This window comes from Clostridium sp. AM27-31LB, assembly GCF_003480745.1.
GTDB classification, from domain to species: Bacteria; Bacillota; Clostridia; order Lachnospirales; family Lachnospiraceae; genus Butyribacter; species Butyribacter intestini.
Window position 1 is genome coordinate 85,494 of record NZ_QUJS01000010.1, and the last position, 24,171, is coordinate 109,664.

Genomic DNA, 24,171 nt, shown 5'->3' on the forward strand with positions numbered 1-24,171 from the left:
CAAACAACTCGGGGTGTGGCTCAGTTTGGCTAGAGTACCTGATTTGGGATCAGGGGGTCGCAGGTTCGAATCCTGTCACCCCGACTGGTGACGCATTAAATAAATAAAGCGGGAAACACATTTGTTTCCAAATGTGCGGGTGTAGTTCAATGGTAGAACACCAGCCTTCCAAGCTGGATACGTGGGTTCGATTCCCATCACCCGCTTTGTATGTGTCAGTAGCTCAGTTGGATAGAGCAACGGCCTTCTAAGCCGTGGGTCGGGGGTTCGAATCCCTCCTGGCACGTTTTAATTTTATATGGTGGGTATAGCGCAGTTGGTTAGCGCGCCAGATTGTGGCTCTGGAGGCCGAGGGTTCGAATCCCTCTATCCACCTTTGATTTCCTTGTAGTTTACAAGGATTTTTTACTATATAGGAGAGTTGCAATATTTAAGAATAATTTGCGGAGACTTTTTATATAGTTTATGATAAACTGCGGTTTGCATAACAAATGTAAATGGCATATATGATGGGCCGTCGCCAAGCGGTAAGGCACAGGACTTTGACTCCTGCATCCCGCGGGTTCGAATCCCGCCGGTCCAGTTGCTTTAAAGAACAGATATAAAGAGAAAAGAGGATGGTTGAGATGAATATTGTATGTTTAGACTTAGAGGGAGTTCTTGTACCGGAAATCTGGATAGCATTTGCTGAGGAGACTGGGATTCCGGAGCTTAAGAGAACAACAAGAGACGAGCCTGATTATGACAAGCTCATGAACTACAGACTCGGGATTTTAAAAGAGCATGGTCTTGGTCTTAAAGAAATTCAGAACACTATTGCAAAGATTGATCCTATACCTGGAGCAAAAGAGTTTTTGGATGAGCTTCGTTCTATCACACAGGTTATCATCATCAGTGATACATTTACACAGTTTGCAAGCCCGCTTATGAAGAAACTCGGCTGGCCTACAATTTTCTGTAATTCACTTGAGGTTGCGGATGACGGAGAGATTACAGGATTTAAGATGCGTTGTGAGCAGTCAAAACTTACAACAGTTAAGGCACTTCAGTCTATCGGTTATGAGACTATCGCAAGCGGTGACAGTCACAATGACCTCGGCATGATTCGTGCAAGTAAAGCAGGATTTCTTTTCAAGAGTCCTGACAGCATTAAGGCAGAAAATCCTGACCTTGAAGCATTTGATACATATGATGAGCTTATGGCGGCTGTCAAAAAGGCTTTATGATATTTAAAGTAAGTATTTAAGTTTGAAATATTAAATAGATTAAAAATCCCGGACTGTTCAGGTCTGGGATTTTTATATGTATAGAAAATGCTCATAATGTATCAATGATTTTCAGTTAAATATAGCAGAAAAATTTTTAATATTCAAAACGCAGTAATGAATTGCAGCGGGATATTTGGAATACAGGAACAAGTGTGTGTGTTTTATTAAAAAGCGTTAAAAAACAGATATAAATATTATGTAAAAAGCGTTAAAAAACAGATATAAATATTATGTAAAAAATGTTATAATTGGTATAAATTAAATATATTTTGTCAAATTTGATTGATTTGATTGAAGATTATGTGATGTACTCTCGGAATTTTTTGTTAAGAAGATACCGAGAGTACATTTATAAAGGAATGGAGGATTGTTATGAAGAAAAAAAGAAATATGTCAATTAAGGCAAAACTACTTGGGATAATAATTCCGGTTATGGTTGCGATTGTAGTTGTGCTGGTACTTGTTGCCTATGAGATGTCATCAGGGATAATTGGAAATTATTCAGAGAATCTTTTGGAATCTTCGGTAGATAATCAGGCAAATGAAATTGAGTCATGGCTTAATAAAAATATTGCAGGTATTAAGTCGGCAAAGAAGACTATTGAACAGTTGAAACCTGATAATGAGGAAATGCAGAATATTCTTGATGGTTATTATGGATTTGATGAGAATTATCCGGGTGGAATATATATAGCTGATTCAAACGGGAAGCTGATGAAGGCTTCTGAGTCGGATAAGTCTGAGAGTGATGTAACAGGAAGCGTGTGGTACAAAGAAGGACTTACAAGGGTTAATCCTAAGGTGGGTTCAGCATACAAAAATTCTAAGGGAGAAAATGTTATCAGTGCATCGGCTATGATAAATGATGGATCTGGAAATGTGAGTGTTATTTCTGCCGATATGACACTTGACCGTGTTGCGATTATCGTTAATTCATTTATAGAGATGAAACACGCAGAAGCGGTACTTGTTGACAAGAACACAGGGGTAATAATAGCTAACAGAGACAGTGAGCTTATATCACAGAAAATTGGTGATGGAAAACAGAGTGACTATTATAAACAACTTGCCAAGAAAGTGACGGCAAAAAAATATGATTCTACAACACTTGACGGAAATATGACTGTTTTTAAAGAGGTTGACGGAACGGACTGGCTGCTTGTTTCTTATATACCAAAGAGTGTTATAATGTCAGATATTGCTCATCTTCGTATGGTAATGATAGTTATAAGCGTTGTGTGCATACTTCTGTTATGCGTGCTTATTGAGCGTGTGACACACATTGTTATCAAGCCGGTAAAGAAGATGACAAAGATTATTACCCAGATGTCATCAGGAGATTTCACTGTAACAATGGATGTAAAGGGCAATGATGAGATTGCTGTTATGGGATACAGTGTGAAGAAATTTATAGAAAATATGAAACAGATGATAAAAGAAATGGGAAGCATTTCCGGAAAGCTTAAAGAACAGGCGGATTCCAGCAAAGAAGTTTCAAGTGAGATGAATTTGGCGGCATCAATACAGTCACAATCCATGGGTGAGCTGAACACAACGGTTGACCAGCTTTCTCTCTCTGTAAATGAGATTGCGGAAAATGCAACACAGCTTGCAGGAGTTGCATCTGATACAAAAGAGGACAGCAGTCGGGTTAAACAAAAGATGAATGAAACTGTAGCCATATCTGAAAAAGGCAGACAGGATATGGAGCGTGTAAGCATTGCTCTTGAGAGTATAGAGGAGTCGATACATAATCTTGAAGCTGCTGTAAATAAGGTTGGAAATGCATCAGGTGAAATTGTACAGATTATTAATCTTATTGGTGAGATTGCGGATGAGACAAATCTGTTATCACTAAATGCATCTATAGAAGCGGCACGAGCAGGCGAAGCAGGAAAAGGTTTTGCGGTTGTTGCATCTGAGATAGGAAAGCTTGCAAATAACAGTACAGAATCGGTTGCAAATATTACGGCACTTATAACAGAGATTAATAATCTTGTTGGAGATGCGGTAAGACAGGCATCAGGCAGTGCAGAGGACATATCAGGCAGTGCAGGTCTTATACATACGGCAGTTGATACATTTGATGTTATATTTAAAAATATACAGGATACCGGTGCGTTGATAAGCGAAATGGCAGGCAAGATAAATGAGGTAGATGAGGTTGCAACAAATGTTGCGGCAATCTCAGAAGAACAGGCAGCAAGTTCAGATGAAATACTTGCAACTTCAGAATCCATGCTTCAGCAGGCTAAGAACATTTCAAAGAATAGTGAAGCGGTTGAAGATGAGGCAGAAAATCTTGCCATGTCTGCAGTACAGCTTGAAAATCAGGTTCAACAGTTTCGGATATAAGTAAAGGAGGTATAACTCATGAAGAAGATTGTAAGTTTGGCTATATGTATTTCATTGATGATATGTTGCTTGAGCGGATGTAAAAACGATTCAAAAAGCGGTAATGTAAATGCAGATGGAATGAAGATTTTTATATCTGTATCACAGGCGGATGATTTTAGAGGAGCATTTGCACAGAAAGCTAAAGAATTGGCAGAAAAAAGTGGTGCACAGGTTGAAGTTGTGGATGAAAAGAATTCTATTGAAACTCAGGTAAGTGACATAAAGAAGGCTGTATCTGAGAAGTATGATGCGATAATATGTGGTCTTGTTGATATAGATACGGCTTTTGAAGTTGAAGCACTTGCGGGGGATATTCCTATCGTATTTTTCAATACTTGTCCTGAGGATGACAAGCTTGATGCAGGAAAATATGTCTATGTGGGTTCAAATGAAGAAGACGCAGGAAAATATCAGGCTGAATATATACTTAATGAATTTAAGTCATCAGATGAAATAAATGTGGCAATATTTAAAGGTGCTCTTTCTCATGCGGCAACAAAACCAAGAACAGAAGCTTTGAAAAATGCTTTGAGAGCATCGGGAAAAACAGTAAACTTTGTGTTTGAGGACACGGCAGAATGGGATAATGTCAAGGCAGAAGATATGTTTAAGCTGTTTTTTAAAACAGGTCAGAAATGTGATGCTGTTGCCTGCAACAATGACACAATGGCGACAGGTATTATACAGGCGTGCAAGGATGAGGGAATTAGCGATATAAAGATTTTAGGAATTGATGCAACATCTGATGGCTGTAAGGCTATTGAGTCGGGGGATATGGCATTTACGGTATATCAGTCTGCTACCGGTCAGGGAGAAATGGCGGTAAAGGCAGCCATAGATCTTGCAAATGGTGGAGATTTATCAGGATTTAAGGGGGTTACAAAGGATAAGAAATATGTATGGGTGCCATTTGAAAAGGTAGACAGTTCAAATGTAAAGGATTATGAGTAAGTTTGCCGGAATGTAGGAAGTATAGGTATAAAAAAGAAAGAGTCAGTAGATTTACTGACTCTTTCTTTTTGAGTAAAAAATCATATGAGTAATAGTTCAGACTTTTTTACTTTAAATAGGTATTTTCAAACTCTTCAATAGGAATAGGCTTTGAAAAATAATATCCCTGATAAATGCGGCAGCCCATTTTGGTGAGTGCGGTGACCTGTTCTTTAGTTTCCACACCTTCTGTAATAACTGAAAGACCGAGTGTTTTTGAAAGGTCTATAATGTTGTTTAGTATTGACATACTTCGTTGTATTCTGTCAGGTTTTGTTGTTCTTAAAAATCCCATGTCTATTTTAAGTACATCGACATCCATATCTTTTAAAGTGTTTAAAGATGAATAACCGCTTCCAAAATCATCAATTTCGACTTGGAAACCATAGTTTCTGAATTGCTCAAGGATTTCAAGTTCACCTGATATACCGGTCATTATGGCGGTTTCAGTAATTTCAAGTTTAAGTGTTTTAGGTATGATGCCATATTTTTCAACAAGTGTTGTTATGGTTTTGTAAACATCCATGTAATAAAAATCTTTTGCGGAAATATTTACTGAAATATAAAGTTCATTTTTTCCGAGTTTCTGCCATTCGGAGAGTTTTTGTACGGCGAGTTCCCAGATATATTTGTCGAGGCGGTAAATAAGTCCCGTTCGTTCAAAGACATTAATAAAATCTCCCGGGAATATAAGTCCTCTGTTTGGATGCTGCCAGCGTACAAGAGCTTCAGCACCAAGCATTTGTCCTTCAGGTGTCATCTGCGGCTGCAGGTACATACAGAATTGTTTTTCAGCAAGTGCAGTATCAAATTCTCCTACAATGCGTTTTTCGAGCAGAGTGTCGTTGAATATACTGTCGTTGTAATAAGCAATACATTTATCATATGTTCCGTGAAGTGTTTTTATGGCAATATTTGCTTTGTCACACATAATAGAGACATCTTCGTTACAATCTGTTATTTCATATACACCGACATATATGTGCAGGTGATAAAGCGTGTTGTTAAAAGTTTTGCTCAGTGTGTATATTGCATTGAGAAAATCTTCCTCTTTAAAATGTTCTTTAGGGATACATACCGCAAATTTATCACCGCCTGTTCTTCCGTAAAGAGTGCCATTGCAGCAAGTTGTTTTAAGGAGCTCTGCAAGCATTTTTAAGACTTCATTACCCTTTTCAAGTCCGAATAAGTCATTTACCAGCTTAAAATCTTTGATGTTTGAACAAAGAATAAGGCGGGGAGTATCAGGATCACGCTTGAGAAGTTCTGATACTTTCTCGCTGAAATATGAGCTGTTGTATATTCCGGTAAGTCTGTCATGAGTTGCAAGGTAGCGCTCTTTGTTGTATGCTATATACTTTTCGGTTACATCTATAAGGCTGATAAAGAAACCAATATAATTTTTATGTGAATCATAGAGCTTTCTGAATTCGGCATCGAAATGATGTTCATCGTCACCTAACATTCTTTTTTCACTCCAGGTGAAATAATCTTTGTTGTCTAATATGTTTTCTTCAAGCAGTCTTTGTGCATATTTGCTTATATTTTCGGTTGAACCGTCATCTGAATCTAAATTAAAGAGTCTGCGTGCACTGTCGTTTGCATAGACACATTTGCTGTCAATGTCAAAACAGATTACGGAGTTGTTAATTTCAGTGACTACTATAGAAAGCGTTTTGTCTATCAGCTCATTTGGCGTATGGTAAAATGTAAAATAACATATAAGAAATGCTGCTAATAGAAAAAACGGGAGTGACAAGTCTATAGGAAAACCTGATATTGTGTATATAAGGTTTAATATTATGATGACACTCATAACCGATATGATAGGATAGTATTTCTTACGGTAGAAATGTGGTATTTCGGCAATCTTAACTATCAGTGATGCGATAAACATCAGCACGATAAAATAAGCAAAGATATAATGCAGATAATATGCAGCATATCTTTTATCAATGCGATAGATTAAAAGATTGCCGTAAGTTGTAAGTTTTAATGTAAAGACCTGATGATAAAAAGCATTTAAAAACAAAGATATACCATCTGCAAAAGCAAGAATAAAACATCCGGATCTAAAAGGTCTGACCTCACTGAAAACATTAGTGTATTGCTGTGAGTATTGTAGTATGTAAATAAGCATTAAATCATATGCAAAAAGATATAATGCCATTGCAAGATATGATATGGTTTCGTTTATATTCAATGTAAATAAGCCATTTCCCAGGATGGTAAAAATGGCAAAGACAAGACATCTTGTAATGGAAGATGAAATGTCGTTGTGAAATTTTTTAATGTTTTTTATACAGACCAATATTGGGATTATCATTAAGTATATTAGTATAGTGTATATTTTACCCATTCAATATCAACCTCCATTAAAAGAATATATATTAAATATCAATGTTTGAACATAGATAATACGCTGTCTAATTTATCTGTCTGTGTAATGCAGGCAATCTCCATCTGTCTCTTTGAATCTTCAACAGATGTTTTAGAAGAATTTACAATGCTTATTCCACCGCATATAACAGTTGAAAGGAGTGAGCAGAATATAACTGCTGCAATAATTTTAGTCTTGATAGATTTCATAATAATCCTCATTTCTGCACACATTTTTTGCATATCAAGTTTGTGCCAAGTGTGCACAGACACAAATCTTGTGTGTGAAAAATCGGATTTTTCACACTAATGTCTCTCCAATCATGGTTGTATGTTATTAAATGCTTAATATAGTCTGATTTGTAGATGTATGTGTCTATTTTACCACAAAACAGATGATTTTGAAATAAATTGATTAAAGAAATATTCGTACAATAGTAACAGTTCAGCCATAAAAATGTTTACTTTAGTGAAAAGTGTGTTAAAATGATTTCCGGTCCGCAAAAAGTGATACAGAAGTATGGAAATGAGGTTTGAATTAAGATGAAAGATTTGACAAAAGGAAAAACATTGCCGCTTATAATGGGATTTGCAATTCCTATTGCGATAGGAAATATATTTCAGTTATTCTACAGTCTTGCTGATACGAGGATAGTAGGACAGTTTCTAGGGGAAAACGCACTTGCGTCTGTGGGTGCTACAAGCTCACTCAACAATATGATAATCGGATTTCTGCTCGGTATGACAAACGGATTTGCGATAATCGTTGCGAGAAGTTATGGCGCAAAGGACGAAAAAGCGATAAAAAAGGCAGTAGCTGCAACATTTGTGCTTGGAATAGCGGTGTCGTTTGTGTTTACGGTGCTCAGTGTGGGATTTTTAAGGAACATACTTGAATTTCTCAACACTCCCAAAAATCTGATAGACGGTGCTTACAGATATTTCAGAATAATCCTTTTAGGAATGACCGGTGCGATGCTCTACAATGTCTGTGCCGGGCTGTTCAGGGCGATAGGTGACTCGATAACCCCACTTATTTTTCTGATAATTTCCACATTTGTTAATATAGGTCTTGATATTTTGTTCGTTTGTGGATTTAAGTGGGGAGTTGAAGGTGCAGCATTTGCAACAATCCTGTCACAGATAATGTCATTTGTGTGCTGTTTCGTGTATATGCTTAAGAAATATCCCGTACTTCACTTTGGGATAAAAGATATAAAACTTGAAAAAGGACTTGTAAAATCAATGTTTGCGATAGGCTGTTCAATGGGATTTATGAGTTCGCTTATTAATATAGGTTCTGTTGCACTTCAGGGAGCGATAAACTCTCTCAACAATGCGAACTATATAGTCGCACATACTGCGGCGAGAAAGATTTCAGAATTTTTCATGCTGCCGTTTACCGTGTTTGGAACAACGATGGCAACATTCTGTGGTCAGAATATGGGAGCAAAGAAATCAGACAGGATAAAGAAAGGGATATGGCAGGTGACGATAGTCACATGGATATGGTGTGCATTTATGGTGCTTTTGTCATATACTGTTGTGCCGTACATGGTTGAGATGATAACTGCGACAAAACAGCAGCAGGTGATAGACACGGCAACGCTTTATCTCAGAGTTGACACGCTGCTCTATTTTATACCGGCAGTCATATGTATCCTTAGAAATGCAATGCAGGGAATCGGGGATAGCGTAACACCTGTTGTATCAAGTTCATTTGAGCTTATATGTAAAGTGCTTGTGGCAACATTTTTGACCCCGGTACTCGGATATTGGGCAATCATATGGGCTGAGCCTATTGCATGGGTCATAATGGTAATACCACTGCTTATCGGGATAAAGAAAAATCCGGTAATAAACGGGGGAGAGTAAATATATTAGATTATTGAATATTTTCGCAAGGTCCTATCTTTTATATAAGATACACCGCCCGTTTTTTCCGATTTCTTCGACTGCACCGGTTCGTTTTAGGACGGTAAGTGTAGTCTGTGCAAGGCGGAGGGGGATTTTTGCACATTTGGCAAGGTCTTTTGAGGTGAATGTTTCCGGGAGATTATGAGGCAGCAGCAGGGCATAGTCCTTGCCGCCGTCTATATAGAGTTCATCATGGAGTGCGACAGGTATGCGGTCGTAGCGTGATGAGCCCTTTTTTCTTGTCTCGTTCCAGCCGTTTAAAAGTCGGTATTCCTCCATATCAACAAGGACAAGACAGATGTGCAGATTAGGGTTTGACAAAAACATACTTATCTTATACAGCTCTATAAAAGCATCAAAAAAAGTTCCGGTTTTAGGTGATTTACGCTTTTTAGAGACTTCTCCCGTGTCCTCGTCTATCCAGTAAAGCCACTTGTTGTGTGGGATGGGATAGACAATGGTAACAGGATATTTTTCTAAAAAAACACTGAGTTTCTTACGCATTGCATTGAAACTTCTTGTCTGTATCTCTATAATCTCATCATCACGCAAAATATCCGCAACAAAGCGGCCAACTTTTATCTCCTGATGTGAAATGTCAGGCTCATAAAAGTTTTTAAGGACTGCGTGCATTGTTTTTTCTTTTAGAGTGCCGATACCGTTTGTTTCACGCTCTTTGGCAACAATTTTTTGGCAGGCATCGGCGAAAAGTTTCTGGTCGTATGTAGTGATTGACATAGGGCGGCTCCTAGGGGTGTTAAGGTGTAATATTTTTTGAAAATCTTTAATTCACAAATTTAACTGAATAATAATATATATAATCATTGTCAGTCTCGTCAAGTCCATCAATACTATTCTTTGTGATGTGCTGCATAGCATATGTATATTTTACTGTTTTCTGCAAACAATAACCATTGTTCATAGTCAGGCGGATATTTGCAATTCGCTTTTCTGCTTGTTTAATAGTGTTAAAAATCAGATATATTGAAAAATATATTGAAGTTGCTTGCAAATATCGCAAATGCGAACAGTAACAAATCGGAGGCAGTCGGAAATGAATAGTGGTACGCAGCAAAACAGTACAGATAATACAAAACAAAAAAGCTCCATTATTTTTGGAAGTGATTTCAAAATGCGTCAGCAGGAGATAAGCAATCTTTTTAAACTTGATGAAAATTTTGATCTGCTTCACCGTGAGGTCCGGATTGGAGGCAGGAAAGTTTCTGTATATTCAGTGGATGGATTTCTGCCCGGAGATACGATAGAAAAACTTATGCAGTTTTTTTATTCGATTAAAGAGGAGGATATGCCTGAGGATTTAGCAGGTTTTATAAGTAAAAGTACACCGTTCGTCGATATTATGGAGATTGATGAAGAACAGGATTTTATAGATAATTTCCTTGCAGGACTCACCTGTATGATGATAGAGGGGTACGAAGGGATTCTTGCTCTCGATCTTAGGGAATATCCGGGACGAAGTGTGGAAGAACCTGAAAAGGATAAGGTTTTAAGGGGGTCAAGGGATGGATTTATCGAGGCACTTATACCGAATATGGCACTTATCAGGAGACGAATAAGAGATAAAAACCTTATGTTTAAATTTGCGAGAGTAGGCAGAAGTTCAAGGACGGATATTGCTGTCGGATATATGCATGGCAGGGTAAATGAAAAAGATGTAAAAAAAGTCATGGACAGCATAAATTCAATGGATGTTGATGCACTTACAATGAATCAGGAAAGCCTTGCGGAGATGCTTTTTCCGGGAAAATGGATAAATCCGTTTCCAAAGTACAAATATACGGAAAGACCTGACACGGCGGCGGCAAGTATGCTGGAGGGAAGTATTGTAATACTTGTCGATAACTCACCTGCCGTTATGATATTGCCTACATCATTGTTCGGTATAATCGAAGACGCAAATGATTATTATTTTCCTCCTGTAACGGGAACATACTTAAGGATTACAAGAATGGTGACAAATATACTTGCCGTTTTTATCACACCTGTTTTCCTGCTCCTTATCGAAAATCCGGAGTGGGTGCCGAAGCCGCTTGAATTTATATTAATCCGTGATGATATAAATGTGGCACCTGTATTTCAGTTCCTTATACTTGAATTTGCAATAGACGGATTGAAAATGGCAGCGGTCAACACCCCGAATATGCTCACAACACCACTTAGTATCGTTGCCGGTATCGTATTTGGTGATTATACGGTAGACTCAGGATGGTTTAATCCGGAAATAATGCTCTACATGGCATTTGTTGCGGTGGCAAATTATACGCAGAGCAATATGGAACTCACCTATGCAGTCAAATTTCATAGAGTGATACTGCTGATATTGACAAGTATATTTGGTGTATATGGATTTATAGCAGGAACGGTACTTCTTATAGCATCACTTCTTATGACACATACACTATTAGGAGAGGGATATCTCTATCCGCTGATACCGTTCAATGCAAAATGTCTTGCAAGAAGATTTTTCAGAATGAGCCTGCCGGCATATGAAAAGACGCACAAAAGGGAGCGTCAATCATCAAAACAATAAAAAATATCTAAAACATTTATTGATTTTTTATGACCTCTGTACTATAATAACTCGGTATGCGAATAATGTTATATTCTAATAAGTAGAAACAGTGTTATTTTACACAGGAGGCGTAAGAGTATGAAAACAGTAAAAAACAGCTTTTTGGCTATTGTATCAATGCTTCTTCTTGCGGCTGCCGTCAATCCGGCTGTGTCATTTGCAGCAGAAAAGGGAGCTGAGCAGGAGCTTGGAAACAGTCTGTCGCTTGCGTATTGTATTCCGTTTGTCGGAATGCTTCTTTGTATAGCGATATGCCCGTTGGTTATCGGGGAGTTATGGGAAAAATATAAAGCGGTAGCAGTAATCTTTTGGTCACTTGCGTTTTTGATACCATTTGCCATAGGTTATGGCGGAAGTAAAACATTTGAAGAATTTCTCGAAGTTATTTTTGGAGATTATATTACATTTATAGTGTTGCTGTTTGGTCTGTTCTGCGTGGCAGGAAATATAGCACTTGAGGGCGATCTTGTAGGTACACCTAAAGTAAATATTTTGATGCTTCTTATCGGTACGCTTTTGTCGAGCTGGATTGGTACGACAGGGGCAAGTATGCTTATGATAAGACCTATAATCAGAGCAAATAAATGGCGTAAAAGAAAAGTACAGATAATAGTATTCTTTATTTTCCTTGTATCAAATATCGGAGGCTGCCTTACACCGGTCGGTGACCCACCGCTTTTGATGGGATTTATGAATGGTGTTGATTTCTTCTGGAGTTTGCACCTCATTCCGATATTGTTATTAAATATTGTACTTCTTTTAGCACTATTTTTTGTAGTTGATACAAATGCATATAAGAAAGATATTGCTGACGGTCTTAAACCGGAAGTGCTTGAAAATAAAACACCTATCCGTCTTTCAGGTGCAAAGAATATAATCTTCCTTGCAATGATAGTTGGAGCTGTTATATTGAGCGGAGTTCTTCCGCAGATAAGTCCATTCTTTGCAAAGAATATTCATATATATGGCGAGGTAGAGTTTGGATATGCATCACTCCTCGAAGTTATCATAATACTTGCCGCAGCTTTGCTTTCGTACAAGACTACGGACAAGAGTATCAGGGAGGATAACCATTTTACATGGGATGCCATCGAGGAAGTTGCCGTTCTTTTCATAGGTATATTTATTACAATGATACCTACACTTCTTATTCTTGAAGTAAAGGGCGGGGAACTAGGAGTGACAAAGCCGTGGCAGTTCTTCTGGATAACAGGATTTTTGTCAAGTTTTCTTGATAATACACCGACATACCTTGTATTCTTTAAGACAGCACTTTCACTTGGATTTAAAGACGGAATACAGGTTACGGGAGGATTTGTTCCAAAAATACTTCTTATGGCGATTTCGTCAGGTGCAGTATTCATGGGAGCAAACACATATATCGGAAATGCACCGAACTTCATGGTTCGCTCGATTGCCGAGGAAAACGGTATCAAGATGCCATCATTCTTCGGATATATGCTTTGGTCAATAAGCTGTCTTATTCCGGTATTTTTGATAGACATGATTGTGTTCTATTTATAATAGTAACAGTTCAGCCTTGCATTTCTTACATTCATAAACCTGCCAGCAAGCTGTCAGTCGCTGCTATGCAGCTTATGTGTATTTCATTACAGAAATGAAAGGCTATTCTACCATAAAAAGGTACTTATAATATTTTAAAAATTGTATTTTAGTAAAAAATCCGCTATACTAAGCATAATGTTTGTATGGTGGATTTTTTTGACAGTTTTTGCTGCAGACAGAATTTAGGGTAAAATCTGCTTTTGACAGAAAATTTTTATATGTGAATAATGTTTATTTGATAGAAAAATATAATAAACTTTAACAGGTTTATTAAGAGTTTCTAATGAAACGCTATCATGTGCAAAAAAACAGCACGGAAAAGGGGACATATGATTTTTGATACACACGCTCATTATGATGATGAGAGCTTTGATGAGGACAGGGAAGAATTGCTTTTTTCATTAAAAAATAAAGGAGTTGGGACAGTTGTAAATGTTGGTGCAAGTGTTGCATCGACAAAAAAGACATTTGAGATAGTTAAGAAATATGATTTTATGTACGGTGCGGTCGGTATCCATCCGGAGGATGTAGAGAGACTTGACGAGAGCCATATGGAGTGGCTTAAAAGTCTTGCGGCTGATAAAAAAATCGTGGCGATAGGCGAGATAGGACTTGATTATCACTATGACGAGCCGGAACGGGAAGTTCAGAAGAAATGGTTTGCAAGACAGCTTGACCTTGCCTATGAACTTGATATGCCGATTATTATTCACAGCAGGGATGCGGCAGCAGATACACTCGATATAATGAAAGCACATCACGGGGATGAGCTTAACGGAGTTATCCATTGTTTTTCTTACAGTCCGGAGATGGCACAGATTTATCTTGATATGGGATATTATCTTGGAATTGGCGGAGTAGTTACATTTAAAAACAGCAAAAAACTCAAAGAAGTAGTGAAAATGACACCACTTGAGCGTATTGTGCTTGAAACAGATTGCCCATATCTGACCCCTGAACCTCATCGTGGAAAGAGGAATGACTCATCATATCTTAAGTATGTGGTGGAATGTATTTCCGAACTTAAGGGGATTTCGGCTGAGAAAATCATAAAAACTACTTGCGAAAATGCGGTGAAGATGTACCGGATAAAATAATTAGTGTGCAACAGCACGGAAATGAGGAAATATGGCAACACTTGGAATACCACAAAATACAATAGAAATATTACAGAAATACAATTTCAGATTTCAGAAGAAATTTGGTCAGAACTTTCTTATAGACACTCATGTTTTAGAGAGGATAATAAGCGAGGCAGGGATAACAAAAGATGATTTTGTACTTGAAATAGGACCCGGAATAGGTACGATGACACAATATCTGTGTGAGAACGCAAGAGAAGTCATGGCGGTTGAGATAGATGACAATCTCATACCCATACTTGCAGATACATTGTCTGCTTATGACAATGTCACGGTTGTAAATGAGGATATACTTAAACTTGACATTGCAAAAGTGGCAAAGGAGCATAACGGCGGCAAGCCGATAAAGGTTGTTGCAAATCTTCCATATTATATAACAACACCTATCATAATGGGATTATTTGAAAGTCATGTGCCACTTGAAAGCATAACAGTCATGGTGCAGAAAGAGGTCGCAGACAGGATGCAGTCAGGACCGGGAACAAAAGATTATGGTGCATTGTCGCTTGCCGTACAGTTTTATTCAAAAGCGGAGATAGTCGCTAATGTTCCGGCAAATTGTTTTATGCCGCGTCCAAATGTCGGCTCTGCGGTTATAAGGCTTACCTGCCATGCGGAAAGACCGGTTGATGTAAAAGACGAAGCATTTATGTTTAAAATAATAAGAGCATCATTTAATCAGAGAAGAAAAACACTTCAGAACGGATTAAATAATGCTTCAAATCTAGGTGTAAATAAAGAACAGGTTGTCACAGCATTAGAAAAAATGGGACTTCCTGCAACGGTCAGAGGAGAGGCATTAAGTCTTGAACAGTTCGCCGAGCTTAGCAATCTGTTGAAAGCTTAGTCTGCCTGAAAGGTCTGATATAAACAATCGTGTAATAAAAAGCAAATAATACACAACCGCCGACAAGGTCTAAAAATGAGTGCTGTTTAAGTGTCAGCGTTGATATGCAGATAAGAATACAAAGTATAAGCGATGAAAGTCTGATGATTTTAATCGCTTTTCTTTTTTTGTCGTTCTTAACAATATTAACATCATCGACATTTCTAAAATAATAACTGCGGCTTATGCCAAAATGGATTGCAATCGAGTTGAACACATGGATGCTTGGAAAAACATTTGTATCCGTGTCGGTTCGGTAAAGTATGTCAATGATAGTAGTAAAAATATTGCTGTGGTCAAAGGTTTTAGGCCGCATTGTCTGCTGATTTGGAAAAATCGTATAAATGAGAAGTGAAGTCGTCATTCCTAGTAGCAGCACGGCACAACACCTATAAAAATCGTCGAGGTGCTTTGTCTGAAAGAAAAGATATACTAAACTGACTGCGACATATAAAAACCATAAAAGATAAGGAATTATAAAAAACTCACAAAAGGGTATATAATCATCAATCTTGCAATGAATGTCGGTGAAATGCACATTGGTTCTCTTCTCGAGACTTGTAAACCATAAAAGATAAATCGGCATATATAAAATAATAATTGCGTGTTTGTATTTGAAAAGAAATTCTTTTAATCTAGTCATAAAAAACCTCGTTCTGCTGTTTTTGTGTAAATATAGTTATGTCAAAGCAAATGTTGTTGAGAATAAAAATACCGTTGCGTTATTGCTGTGGGACATATAATCGTGTAAAACTTGCTGCATTTGCTGTGTGTAGGTGTCAGACAACAAATGTAATGAATAGTTTAGCATAAAATTTGGGATTAAACAATCCTGATATAAGGGATAAATGGATTTAAATTTTAGGTATTAATATTAAAATTAATTTAGTTGCGTTTGTAGTGTATCTTTAATATAATTGTATCAAAGAATATGAGTATAAGGTATATAAGAGGTGATATGCAAAAAGATAAGAGGGGGAATGAAAAGTTGAATACAGAAATAAAAAATGTGCTGAGTGCAGCAGATGATAAGGCACAATATGATGCGTATGCAAAGAAGCTGATTGCACAAAAGAGTATATTAGCAAATATATTAGTAAAAACTGTTGGTGCATTTAAAGGTATGAATCCGAAAGATGTTGTAAAGTATATTGAAGGAGAACCTGAAATAGGAGTAGTGCCTATTGAACCCGGTATGACAAATGCAGAATATGTATCAGGTGAGAAGATAAATGGATTTAATACAGAAGATATTGAAATAAATGAGGGAATGATAAGGTTTGATATTATATTTTATGTAAGAATGCCGCTGCCGGATAAGTCCAAAAACAATTTGTCGAAGATTATAATAAATGTAGAATGTCAAAAAGATGAGCCGCCAGCATATGAAATATTAAATAGGGCAATCTTTTATGTGAGCAGATTGATATCATCACAAAAAGAAAGAGATTTTGTGAATTCAAATTATGATGATATAAATCAGGTGTTTAGCATATGGATATGTATGAATATGAAGTACAATAGTATGTCGCATATACATCTTGCAAAAGATGAGATTTTAGAGCCATATGATTGGAAGGGGAATCTTGATCTGATAAACATTGTGTTGATAGGTATAACCAATACATTGCCGGAATATGAAGAAAAATATGAATTACATCGTTTGATATGTACATTACTATCAAATGAACTGCCAGAGGCACAGAAATTTGATATTCTTGAAAAAGAATATAATATTCCGGTTGATACAAAATTAAGAGAGGATGTGAGTGTGATGTGTAATTTAAGTTTAGGAATAGAAGAAAGAGCAGAGGCGAGAGGAGAAGCGAGGGGAGAAGCCAGAGGAATGAAAAGAACCAATGAAACGATTATTATAAATATGTATAAAAATAAGTTTACATTGGAACAGATTTCACTTGCAACGCAGAAAAGTGTTGAGGAGATTGAGCATATTATAGAAGAAAATTGCGTGACAATGTAGCAAACTGTTATGTGTTTGTTTGTGTTAAAATGTTTTTTGATATCAGTATAGTAATATTTGGAAAAATATAAATGGAAAAAGCATCTTTTCTTTGTGTTGATATGATATTTATCAAGCTGAAGAGATGTTTTTGTTTGTATATATAGGGGTAAGTTGGAATATAAGTTGATGTAATTTACATTAAATAAAAAGGAGCGGCAGAAATGATTGACATATATACAATAAAAAAAGACTCTAAAGACTGAATCATATACAATGATTTATACTTTAATTTGAATACAGCCAATGAGGAGATGACAGAAAAAGACATTGCTATCATAAAGCGGGCAGATGATGCTATATTAACACAGGATAAGCATATTCAGACAAAGTATGGTCTGGGAACAATCAGAAATTTATCATCAGGCTGTAAAACATTGTTAAATATTATAAAATATCCTGAAAAAGTGGTGTGTGTAGAGGAATGTGGACCTAATATATTAAAGATGATATTTCAGATGGATAATATTAAAATATATATGTCAAGACCGGGTTTTACAGATATTCCCAAGGATGCAAAGCTTAGATTTAATGATTGCGAGATTGTAACGGGAAATATAGGGTATAATGCATGGTGGAGCAAGGAATATGAGAGGAGAGAAAAAGATGATATATAAAAATATTTCATTTAAGGCAACTCCGTTTTCATATGAGTTGGTTTTTGATGATAGGATAACACTTGTTGGTGGAGATAGTGGAACAGGATTGCATTTTTGGCGGTTAGTAAATGAAATCTGTTTTGATGGCAATCGTGAGGAGAGGAAGAGAAGATAGAATCAGGTGGTTGCATAAATGAGCAACCACCTGTTGAAAAGATTGTTTTCAATACTTATTCGACTTCTTCCAGTCGATATTTTCCCTAATGTACTTAAAAGTTGCTTCTTCGCCCTCATCAGCAAGCATAGTCAGCAGTTTTTCGAGCAATTCCCGTGTATCGGGATGCAGTACATAGTAATCTTTGTTTTTGTTGTAGTATGCCAATGGGAAAGAGTCATTGTAGGTATCACGGTTATAGTTTTTGCTTGCGGAAATCCTGTCACAGAACATTTCGAGGACATATCTTGTAGGCATAGGCATACCGACAAGACCATCTCTTGGGTTTATTGCGAAATCTATCCAGTATTCAAAATGATGTTTGTTGCGTCCTTTGTGGTGAAGCCATGCTGAAGAATATTTTTTATCTTCTTTTTCAGCAAAATTTGGGCTTCTTTTGCCACCCTGATAATATTTTACACCTGCAAAAAATTCTATCGGATTATATTTAGACCAGTCGTGCATGATCCCTTGCTTGTAAAGACCTGCTTTAAAGCAGTAATGTCTTACAAGATTTTTGTGGTGTAGAATTGTACTGAGATGACCGTAAAAATTTTTTAAGTAGTTCATAATGTGCCTCGTTTCTGGTATATGTATATTGCATAACCTTTTTGCATATGATATAATGTGGCATAGGCAAAAAGATATGATTTATTCATTTAAACACCTATGCCTGTTATTAGGTATAGGTGGGACAACTAACTAGACAAGTATATCATAATCTCTCATGAATTTCCATATTCTCTCCTCCAGATCTTAGGGGTCATTCCTTTCCACTGTTTAAACGAGCGTATCAGATGGCTGCAATCTGAAAATCCGGTTTCCTGACTTATATAATTTAAGTCAAGGTCGGTATATATAAGCAGGTCTGCTACACGGTTAAGCCGTATAAATTCTATATATTCTTTGCATGACTGGTTGTAAAGCTGCTTGAATGAACGGGCAAAGTTTGAGTAACTCATATTACACATTTTGGCTAGTTCTTTTACTTGAAGCTGCTCATTGTAATGTCGGTCAATATATTCCGTGATATTGTCAAATGGATTGTCGGGGGCTGATGCACAGAGTATTTTCTCGTCTACAGCTATGCCTTTTGATATCCATATACGGCTCAGATATGTAAGGAGTTTTGCGATATTTGTGCCGATGAGTGTATCGTATCCATATTGTCTTGTTTTTATTTCTTCAATGCATTGTTCAAAGAGTTCGTAAATCTGATAGTTTTTTAAATCCTCTTTTGAAAAAAATATATTTTCCGGATTTTGTTCATAAGCAACATTCATCATATTTAAAAATCTTGATTTGTAGTTGCCTGATATATGAAGAAAGTTAAGGTCAAATTTTAATACCTGATAGCGTATATTACAGTTTTTAGATAATATTGTTTTTTCGGGAACAGGCTGGATAGAACCGTGTTTTTGGTCAATCTTAGGATGTATTTCATCGGTTGAAAGCGGGCTTAAACAGGCTTTTTTACTTAAGGAAAGACCGTTTTTGGCGATGGAAATATTATTGTTTGACGCATATTCATTGCCGGAAAGACTGTTTGCAAATAAATTACCGGAAGTTAAAATATCTGTGTTAGTTGTTGGGGTACTGGCTTCGGTGCACGCAGATATGGCTTCGGCCGGGGTTTCATAAATTGAATGTATATGTTTCGGATAGAAGATAATAATGTCGCCCGGAGTAAGATTATAAACATTTTCATTGCAGGTAACTTCTACATTTCCGTTTAATATATGAATAATTTCAAAAAAATAGTGCCAGTGTGGGAGGATTGGGAAGTTGTCCGGTATCGAGGTGTGCAAAAATGCCTCTATAGGTGAGTTAAGTCCATCGCAGTATTCATAAAGATTTTTAATGTTTTTTTCCATAGTGGTTCTCCGTTCTTTGGTGTTATGCAGTTTTATCAAAAGTGATATGATGTTGGGGAAAATATGCTTTACCCAAACTGCTGTCACGAATTGTTATATTTCTATATGTTGTTGCTCCGTGCATCATAATACTAAAAATAATGAGGTGTGAAAATGTTAGTTTGCACTGATTTTGTTTGCAGATATTATATAACATATAAACGATTTTTTCAATAATATAAGTTTGTGATAAAGATAGCAAAAAATAAAGCAAAATAGTATCTTTGCGGCTTAAAATAGTATTATATGATTTTGATATATGATAGGTTTATACAATTTTTTTATATGTTTATTATATTATCTATATGTCTGCTGTGCTATACTGTAGAAACTTTCGTAAGTTATTGTTTACCGGCAAACTTGATATTAGATATAAAGCTATGTGCAAATGACAGAGTTGGCAATACACTAGTGTACTGGCATGTTGTTATTTAGCTAAATATGAATAGGTCAGCACACTAGGTGTAAACATTAACAATTACGAAAAACAGAAGAAAAAGAGTACATGAACAGAAAAAGGAGGACAAGAAAAATGACACCGATGAAATGGTTTTATTCGTTTCTGAAGAAATACCGCTGGCGTATGTTTTGGGGCATTGTGCTGACTACTATTGTTGCGGCTTGTGCTTTGGTGAGTCCGTATGTTTCAAAACTTATCGTTGACAGAGTTATTCAGCATGAACAGTATGGTATGCTTAAAAATCTTATTATTGTGCTTATTGTTACTATTATAATAAGAGGAATATGCAGATTTTTTTCGCAGGTGCTTTTTGAGACGAGTTCGCAGAATGTTCTTTACAGTATGCGTGACACTGTTTACAGAAAACTTCTTCAGGAGGATTTTGCTTTTTACAACAAGAACAGAACAGGTGACCTGATGAGCCGCCAGACCGGTGATATGGATGCTATCAGACATTTTGTTGCGTATGTAATATATGTTACATATGAATATGTCTTGTATTTTGTGATAGCTCTTATCATGATTTTTGCGACAAATCTGAAAATGGCTCTCTGCATGGTGCTCGTGCTCCCGCTTACGGCACTTACCACATATTTTCAGGCAAAGAGTGTTAAGCCTGCTTTTAGAAACTGCCGTAATGCGTTTTCAAGTCTTAATACTTTTGTTCAGGAAAATGTAAGTGGAAACAGGGTTGTTAAGGCTTTTGCAAAAGAAGATTATGAGATGGAAAAGTTTGCCGTTGAGAATGATAAGTACAGGGATTCTGAGCTTGGTGCGGCAAATGTTTGGAAAAAATATGTGCCGCTGTTTGAACTTTTCTCAAATATTCTTACATTGGTACTTATGCTTGTCGGCGGTATTATGGTTGTGAACGGTCAGATGACAATGGGTGACCTTGTTGCAGTGAATGGTTATCTCTGGATGCTCACAATGCCGCTTCGTATGGCGGGCTGGCTTATCAATGATATGCAGAGATTTACGACTTCTGTTGAAAAAATCTACAATACATATATCGCTGAGCCGGATGTTAAGAAGCCGCTTAATCCTATACACCGCAAGAAACTTGATGGAAATGTCAAATTTGAGCATGTTTCGTATCAGGCAGATGATGAGGACATTCTTCACGATATAAATTTTGATGTTAAGAAAGGTGAAACTGTCGGAATAATAGGAACTACAGGTGCAGGAAAGTCTACGGTGATGAACCTTTTGTGCCGTTTCTTTGATGCGACAGAGGGAAGTGTCTATGTTGATGGTGTAGATGTTAAAGACATGGATATGTATGAACTCAGGGAAAATATCGGTATTGCGATGCAGGATGTATTTCTCTTTTCAGATACAATCGAGGGAAATATCGCATACGGAAGACCGGATTGCACCTTTGAGGATGTAAAGCGTGTTGCAAAGATGGCGGATGCAAATTTATTTATTAAAAATCTTCCTGACGGATACGACACTATCGTAGGTGAGCGTGGAGTAGGTCTTTCAGGCGGTCAGAAGCAGAGAATTTCGCTTGCAAGAGCATTACTTAAAGATCCGTCAATCCTTATTCTTGACGATACAACATCGGCTGTTGACATGGAAACGGAGAGTTATATTCAGAGACAGCTTGAAAATATAAATCATGCCTGCACGACATTTATAATCGCATACAGAATTTCTTCTATTAAAGATGCGGATAAGATACTCGTGCTTGACCAGGGCAGGATTATTGAGCAGGGAACACATGAGGAGCTTGTTGCAAAAAACGGATATTATGCGACGGTTTATTATCACCAGTATCCAATGGCAGCTAAAATAAGAGAACAGGGGGTGAAATAGATGGCTAGAAATAAATACGATGTTGACGAAGTAGTAGAGCAGAAATTTGATATTAAGCAGCTTAAAAGACTTGTTGATTATATCAGGCCTTATAAAGGAAAAATGCTTTTTGTGCTTGTGCTTATGCTTTCCTCATCGGGACTTGGAATGTTTCTTCCGAAGTTTTTGCAGATTGAAATGGATAAGTATATACCTGATAAAGATATAAAATCAATCGTGATGCTCACGGCACTTGCCGGTGTTATCGTTCTCTATTCGGTAATAAGCACAAGGATAAAGATAGATGTGACAACTAAAGTCGGTCAGGACATAATACATACGATAAGAGAAGATATTTTTAAACATCTTCAGGAACTTCCTTTTAGTTATTATGATGAAAGACCGCACGGAAAAATTCAGGTAAGGGTAGTAAATTATGTAAACAACCTTAGTGACCTTCTTTCAAACGGTATTATAAATACGATAACCGACCTTTGCAATCTTATATTTATATTGATATTTATGTTTGCAATGAGTCCTAAACTTACACTTATATGTCTCTGCGGACTTCCGGTGCTTGTCATATATGTAGTGTTTTTGAAACGGAGACAGAGCCATGCATGGCAGGTTCAGAGCAACAAGCAGTCAAACTTAAATGCTTACATAGCAGAGAGTATTAACGGAATCAGGGTTACACAGGCTTTTGTAAGAGAAGAAAAAAACATGGACATATTTAATGACCTCAGTATGTCCTACAGAAATGCATGGCTTAAGGCGGTATATTATAACTTTGCTATGGGTCCTATGGTTGACCTTATATCAACGATAACAACATCATTTATATATGTAGTCGGTGTTTCGTGTATTATAAACGGCGGACAGTCAGGAGTTACAGTCGGTGTACTTATCGCATTTACGGCTTATATAAGCAGATTTTGGGCACCTATAAATACTATCGCAAGTTTTTATAACAGTCTTTTAACTGCAATCTCATATCTTGAAAGAATATTTGAGACAATAGATGAGCCGGTGGAAGTTAAGGATGCACCTGACGCAACGGATATGCCTCCGATAAAAGGTGATGTATCATTTGAAAATGTAAAATTTAGCTATGAGGATGGAGTACCTATTCTTAAAGATGTAAGTTTTGATGTGAAACAGGGACAGACGATAGCGATAGTCGGACCAACGGGAGCAGGAAAGACAACAATCGTAAATCTTTTGAGCCGTTTTTACAATGTTGACAGCGGAAAAGTTCTTATTGATGGAATTGACATATCAAAGGTAAAAATACATTCGCTCAGAACACAGATGGGTGTGATGATGCAGGACAGTTTTATATTTTCGGGAACTATTATGGATAACATAAGGTACGGAAATAAGACTGCAACGGATGAAGAAGTAATAAAGGCGGCAAAGACGGTATGTGCACATGACTTTATTATGGAGATGGAGGACGGTTATAATACTCAGGTAAATGAGAGAGGAAGCAGACTCTCAGTTGGACAGAGACAGCTTATCTCATTTGCGAGGGCATTGCTTGCAGACCCCGCAATCCTTATACTTGACGAAGCTACTTCAAGTATTGATACGGAAACGGAAATCGTACTTCAGGAAGGTCTTAACAATCTTCTTAAAGGAAGAACTTCATTTATCATAGCACACAGACTTTCCACTATAAAAAATGCCGACACTATCATGTATATAGATAAGGGCGGCATCGTGGAGGCTGGAAGTCATGATGAACTTCTTGAAAATAAAGGGGCTTATTATGAGCTTTATATGTCGCAATATATGTAACAGTTAAGTAGTAGGAATAACGGAAAACAGGGGCTATATATGTTCTTAGGTGGCACGCTTGCGCTATACAAACACGCAGCGGTACTAATGCACCAAAATACGGTGCATAAGTGCCAGCGAGTTTGAAAATGCCACTTGCTAAACATTATAGCCCCTGTTTTCCTGTTTATTGGAGAAATGAACAAAAAATGATATGGCAGCGGTTGGCAGGTTTATGAATGTAGGAA

19 protein-coding genes and 5 tRNA genes are annotated in these 24,171 nt (G+C 37.0%); 18 read left to right on the forward strand and 6 right to left on the reverse strand.

The window, feature by feature from the left end; translation table 11 throughout:
- Window positions 1-9 precede the first annotated feature (9 nt).
- The 8 genes from DW721_RS13410 (at window position 10) to DW721_RS13445 (ending at window position 4,616) form a co-directional block, all read left to right on the forward strand.
- Window positions 10-84: transfer RNA gene (locus DW721_RS13410), tRNA-Pro, on the forward strand.
- A 51-nt stretch (window positions 85-135) separates the two neighbouring features.
- A tRNA-Gly gene (locus tag DW721_RS13415) sits at window positions 136-206 on the forward strand.
- 6 nt (window positions 207-212) lie between these two features.
- Window positions 213-286: transfer RNA gene (locus tag DW721_RS13420), tRNA-Arg, on the forward strand.
- 15 nt (window positions 287-301) lie between these two features.
- Window positions 302-375 (forward strand) — tRNA-His (locus DW721_RS13425).
- A 135-nt stretch (window positions 376-510) separates the two neighbouring features.
- A tRNA-Gln gene (locus tag DW721_RS13430) sits at window positions 511-583 on the forward strand.
- Between the two features lie 43 nt (window positions 584-626).
- The gene (gene thrH, locus DW721_RS13435) at window positions 627-1,226 is read left to right on the forward strand and encodes a bifunctional phosphoserine phosphatase/homoserine phosphotransferase ThrH (protein WP_022013899.1); all 600 of its coding nucleotides are present in this window, start codon (window positions 627-629) and stop codon (window positions 1,224-1,226) included.
- A 414-nt stretch (window positions 1,227-1,640) separates the two neighbouring features.
- Complete coding sequence (locus DW721_RS13440) at window positions 1,641-3,623, forward strand: methyl-accepting chemotaxis protein (protein WP_118746059.1); 1,983 nt, start codon at window positions 1,641-1,643, stop codon at window positions 3,621-3,623.
- Window positions 3,624-3,641: 18 nt separating this feature from the next.
- Window positions 3,642-4,616 carry a sugar ABC transporter substrate-binding protein gene (locus tag DW721_RS13445; protein WP_118746060.1) on the forward strand — a complete coding sequence of 325 codons (975 nt, stop codon included), beginning with the start codon at window positions 3,642-3,644 and terminating at the stop codon, window positions 4,614-4,616.
- Between the two features lie 106 nt (window positions 4,617-4,722).
- Here DW721_RS13445 and DW721_RS13450 read toward each other — a convergent pair whose 3' ends face one another.
- Window positions 4,723-6,858 (reverse strand): EAL domain-containing protein, encoded by a 2,136-nt coding sequence (locus tag DW721_RS13450; RefSeq protein WP_182436333.1) that lies wholly within the window; start codon window positions 6,856-6,858, stop codon window positions 4,723-4,725.
- Between the two features lie 194 nt (window positions 6,859-7,052).
- Window positions 7,053-7,244: a hypothetical protein gene (locus DW721_RS13455; protein WP_118746062.1), complete on the reverse strand. Its 192-nt coding sequence runs from the start codon at window positions 7,242-7,244 to the stop codon at window positions 7,053-7,055.
- Window positions 7,245-7,577: 333 nt separating this feature from the next.
- Here DW721_RS13455 and DW721_RS13460 point away from each other — a divergent pair, with 333 nt between their 5' ends.
- Window positions 7,578-8,909 carry an MATE family efflux transporter gene (locus DW721_RS13460; protein WP_118746063.1) on the forward strand — a complete coding sequence of 444 codons (1,332 nt, stop codon included), beginning with the start codon at window positions 7,578-7,580 and terminating at the stop codon, window positions 8,907-8,909.
- A gap of 33 nt (window positions 8,910-8,942) precedes the next feature.
- Here the strand turns inward: DW721_RS13460 and DW721_RS13465 are convergent, their stop codons facing one another.
- On the reverse strand, window positions 8,943-9,689 hold the full coding sequence (locus tag DW721_RS13465) for a hypothetical protein (RefSeq protein ID WP_118746064.1): 747 nt from the start codon (window positions 9,687-9,689) through the stop codon (window positions 8,943-8,945).
- A gap of 316 nt (window positions 9,690-10,005) precedes the next feature.
- Between DW721_RS13465 and DW721_RS13470 the strand changes: the two genes are divergently transcribed.
- The 4 genes from DW721_RS13470 to rsmA all read left to right on the forward strand — a co-directional run bounded on the left by DW721_RS13470 (window position 10,006) and on the right by rsmA (window position 15,099).
- Window positions 10,006-11,502: a spore germination protein gene (locus DW721_RS13470; protein ID WP_243036028.1), complete on the forward strand. Its 1,497-nt coding sequence runs from the start codon at window positions 10,006-10,008 to the stop codon at window positions 11,500-11,502.
- A 120-nt stretch (window positions 11,503-11,622) separates the two neighbouring features.
- Window positions 11,623-13,068: a sodium:proton antiporter gene (locus DW721_RS13475; RefSeq protein WP_118746065.1), complete on the forward strand. Its 1,446-nt coding sequence runs from the start codon at window positions 11,623-11,625 to the stop codon at window positions 13,066-13,068.
- A 371-nt stretch (window positions 13,069-13,439) separates the two neighbouring features.
- A complete protein-coding gene (locus tag DW721_RS13480; protein WP_118499724.1) occupies window positions 13,440-14,207 on the forward strand; it encodes a TatD family hydrolase in 768 nt (255 codons plus the stop codon).
- 31 nt (window positions 14,208-14,238) lie between these two features.
- Window positions 14,239-15,099 (forward strand): 16S rRNA (adenine(1518)-N(6)/adenine(1519)-N(6))-dimethyltransferase RsmA, encoded by an 861-nt coding sequence (gene rsmA / locus DW721_RS13485; protein ID WP_118746066.1) that lies wholly within the window; start codon window positions 14,239-14,241, stop codon window positions 15,097-15,099.
- Here the strand turns inward: rsmA and DW721_RS13490 are convergent.
- Window positions 15,077-15,781: a phosphatase PAP2 family protein gene (locus tag DW721_RS13490; protein WP_022013909.1), complete on the reverse strand. Its 705-nt coding sequence runs from the start codon at window positions 15,779-15,781 to the stop codon at window positions 15,077-15,079. The genes rsmA and DW721_RS13490 overlap by 23 nt on opposite strands.
- A gap of 345 nt (window positions 15,782-16,126) precedes the next feature.
- On the opposite strand from DW721_RS13490, the gene DW721_RS13495 reads away from it, so the two are divergent.
- The 3 genes from DW721_RS13495 (at window position 16,127) to DW721_RS16470 (ending at window position 17,932) form a co-directional block, all read left to right on the forward strand.
- Entirely contained in the window at window positions 16,127-17,119 is a 993-nt protein-coding gene (locus DW721_RS13495; RefSeq protein ID WP_118746090.1) for a hypothetical protein, read from the forward strand.
- A 293-nt stretch (window positions 17,120-17,412) separates the two neighbouring features.
- Window positions 17,413-17,775, forward strand: a complete 363-nt coding sequence (locus tag DW721_RS13500; RefSeq protein WP_243036029.1) for a DUF4869 domain-containing protein — start codon at window positions 17,413-17,415, stop codon at window positions 17,773-17,775.
- Window positions 17,747-17,932 carry a hypothetical protein gene (locus tag DW721_RS16470; RefSeq protein WP_243036030.1) on the forward strand — a complete coding sequence of 62 codons (186 nt, stop codon included), beginning with the start codon at window positions 17,747-17,749 and terminating at the stop codon, window positions 17,930-17,932. Before DW721_RS13500 ends, DW721_RS16470 begins: the two co-directional genes overlap by 29 nt.
- Window positions 17,933-17,980: 48 nt before the next feature.
- Here the strand turns inward: DW721_RS16470 and DW721_RS13510 are convergent, their stop codons facing one another.
- Both DW721_RS13510 and DW721_RS13515 read right to left on the reverse strand, forming a co-directional pair.
- Window positions 17,981-18,541 (reverse strand): DUF5662 family protein, encoded by a 561-nt coding sequence (locus DW721_RS13510; protein WP_118746067.1) that lies wholly within the window; start codon window positions 18,539-18,541, stop codon window positions 17,981-17,983.
- Between the two features lie 155 nt (window positions 18,542-18,696).
- Window positions 18,697-19,845, reverse strand: coding sequence for an AraC family transcriptional regulator (locus DW721_RS13515; RefSeq protein ID WP_118746068.1), 1,149 nt, complete (start codon window positions 19,843-19,845; stop codon window positions 18,697-18,699).
- A 571-nt stretch (window positions 19,846-20,416) separates the two neighbouring features.
- Between DW721_RS13515 and DW721_RS13520 the strand changes: the two genes are divergently transcribed.
- Window positions 20,417-22,165 carry an ABC transporter ATP-binding protein gene (locus DW721_RS13520; protein ID WP_118746069.1) on the forward strand — a complete coding sequence of 583 codons (1,749 nt, stop codon included), beginning with the start codon at window positions 20,417-20,419 and terminating at the stop codon, window positions 22,163-22,165.
- A complete protein-coding gene (locus DW721_RS13525) occupies window positions 22,166-23,944 on the forward strand; it encodes an ABC transporter ATP-binding protein (protein ID WP_055946428.1) in 1,779 nt (592 codons plus the stop codon).
- The last annotated feature ends 227 nt before the right edge of the window (window positions 23,945-24,171 follow it).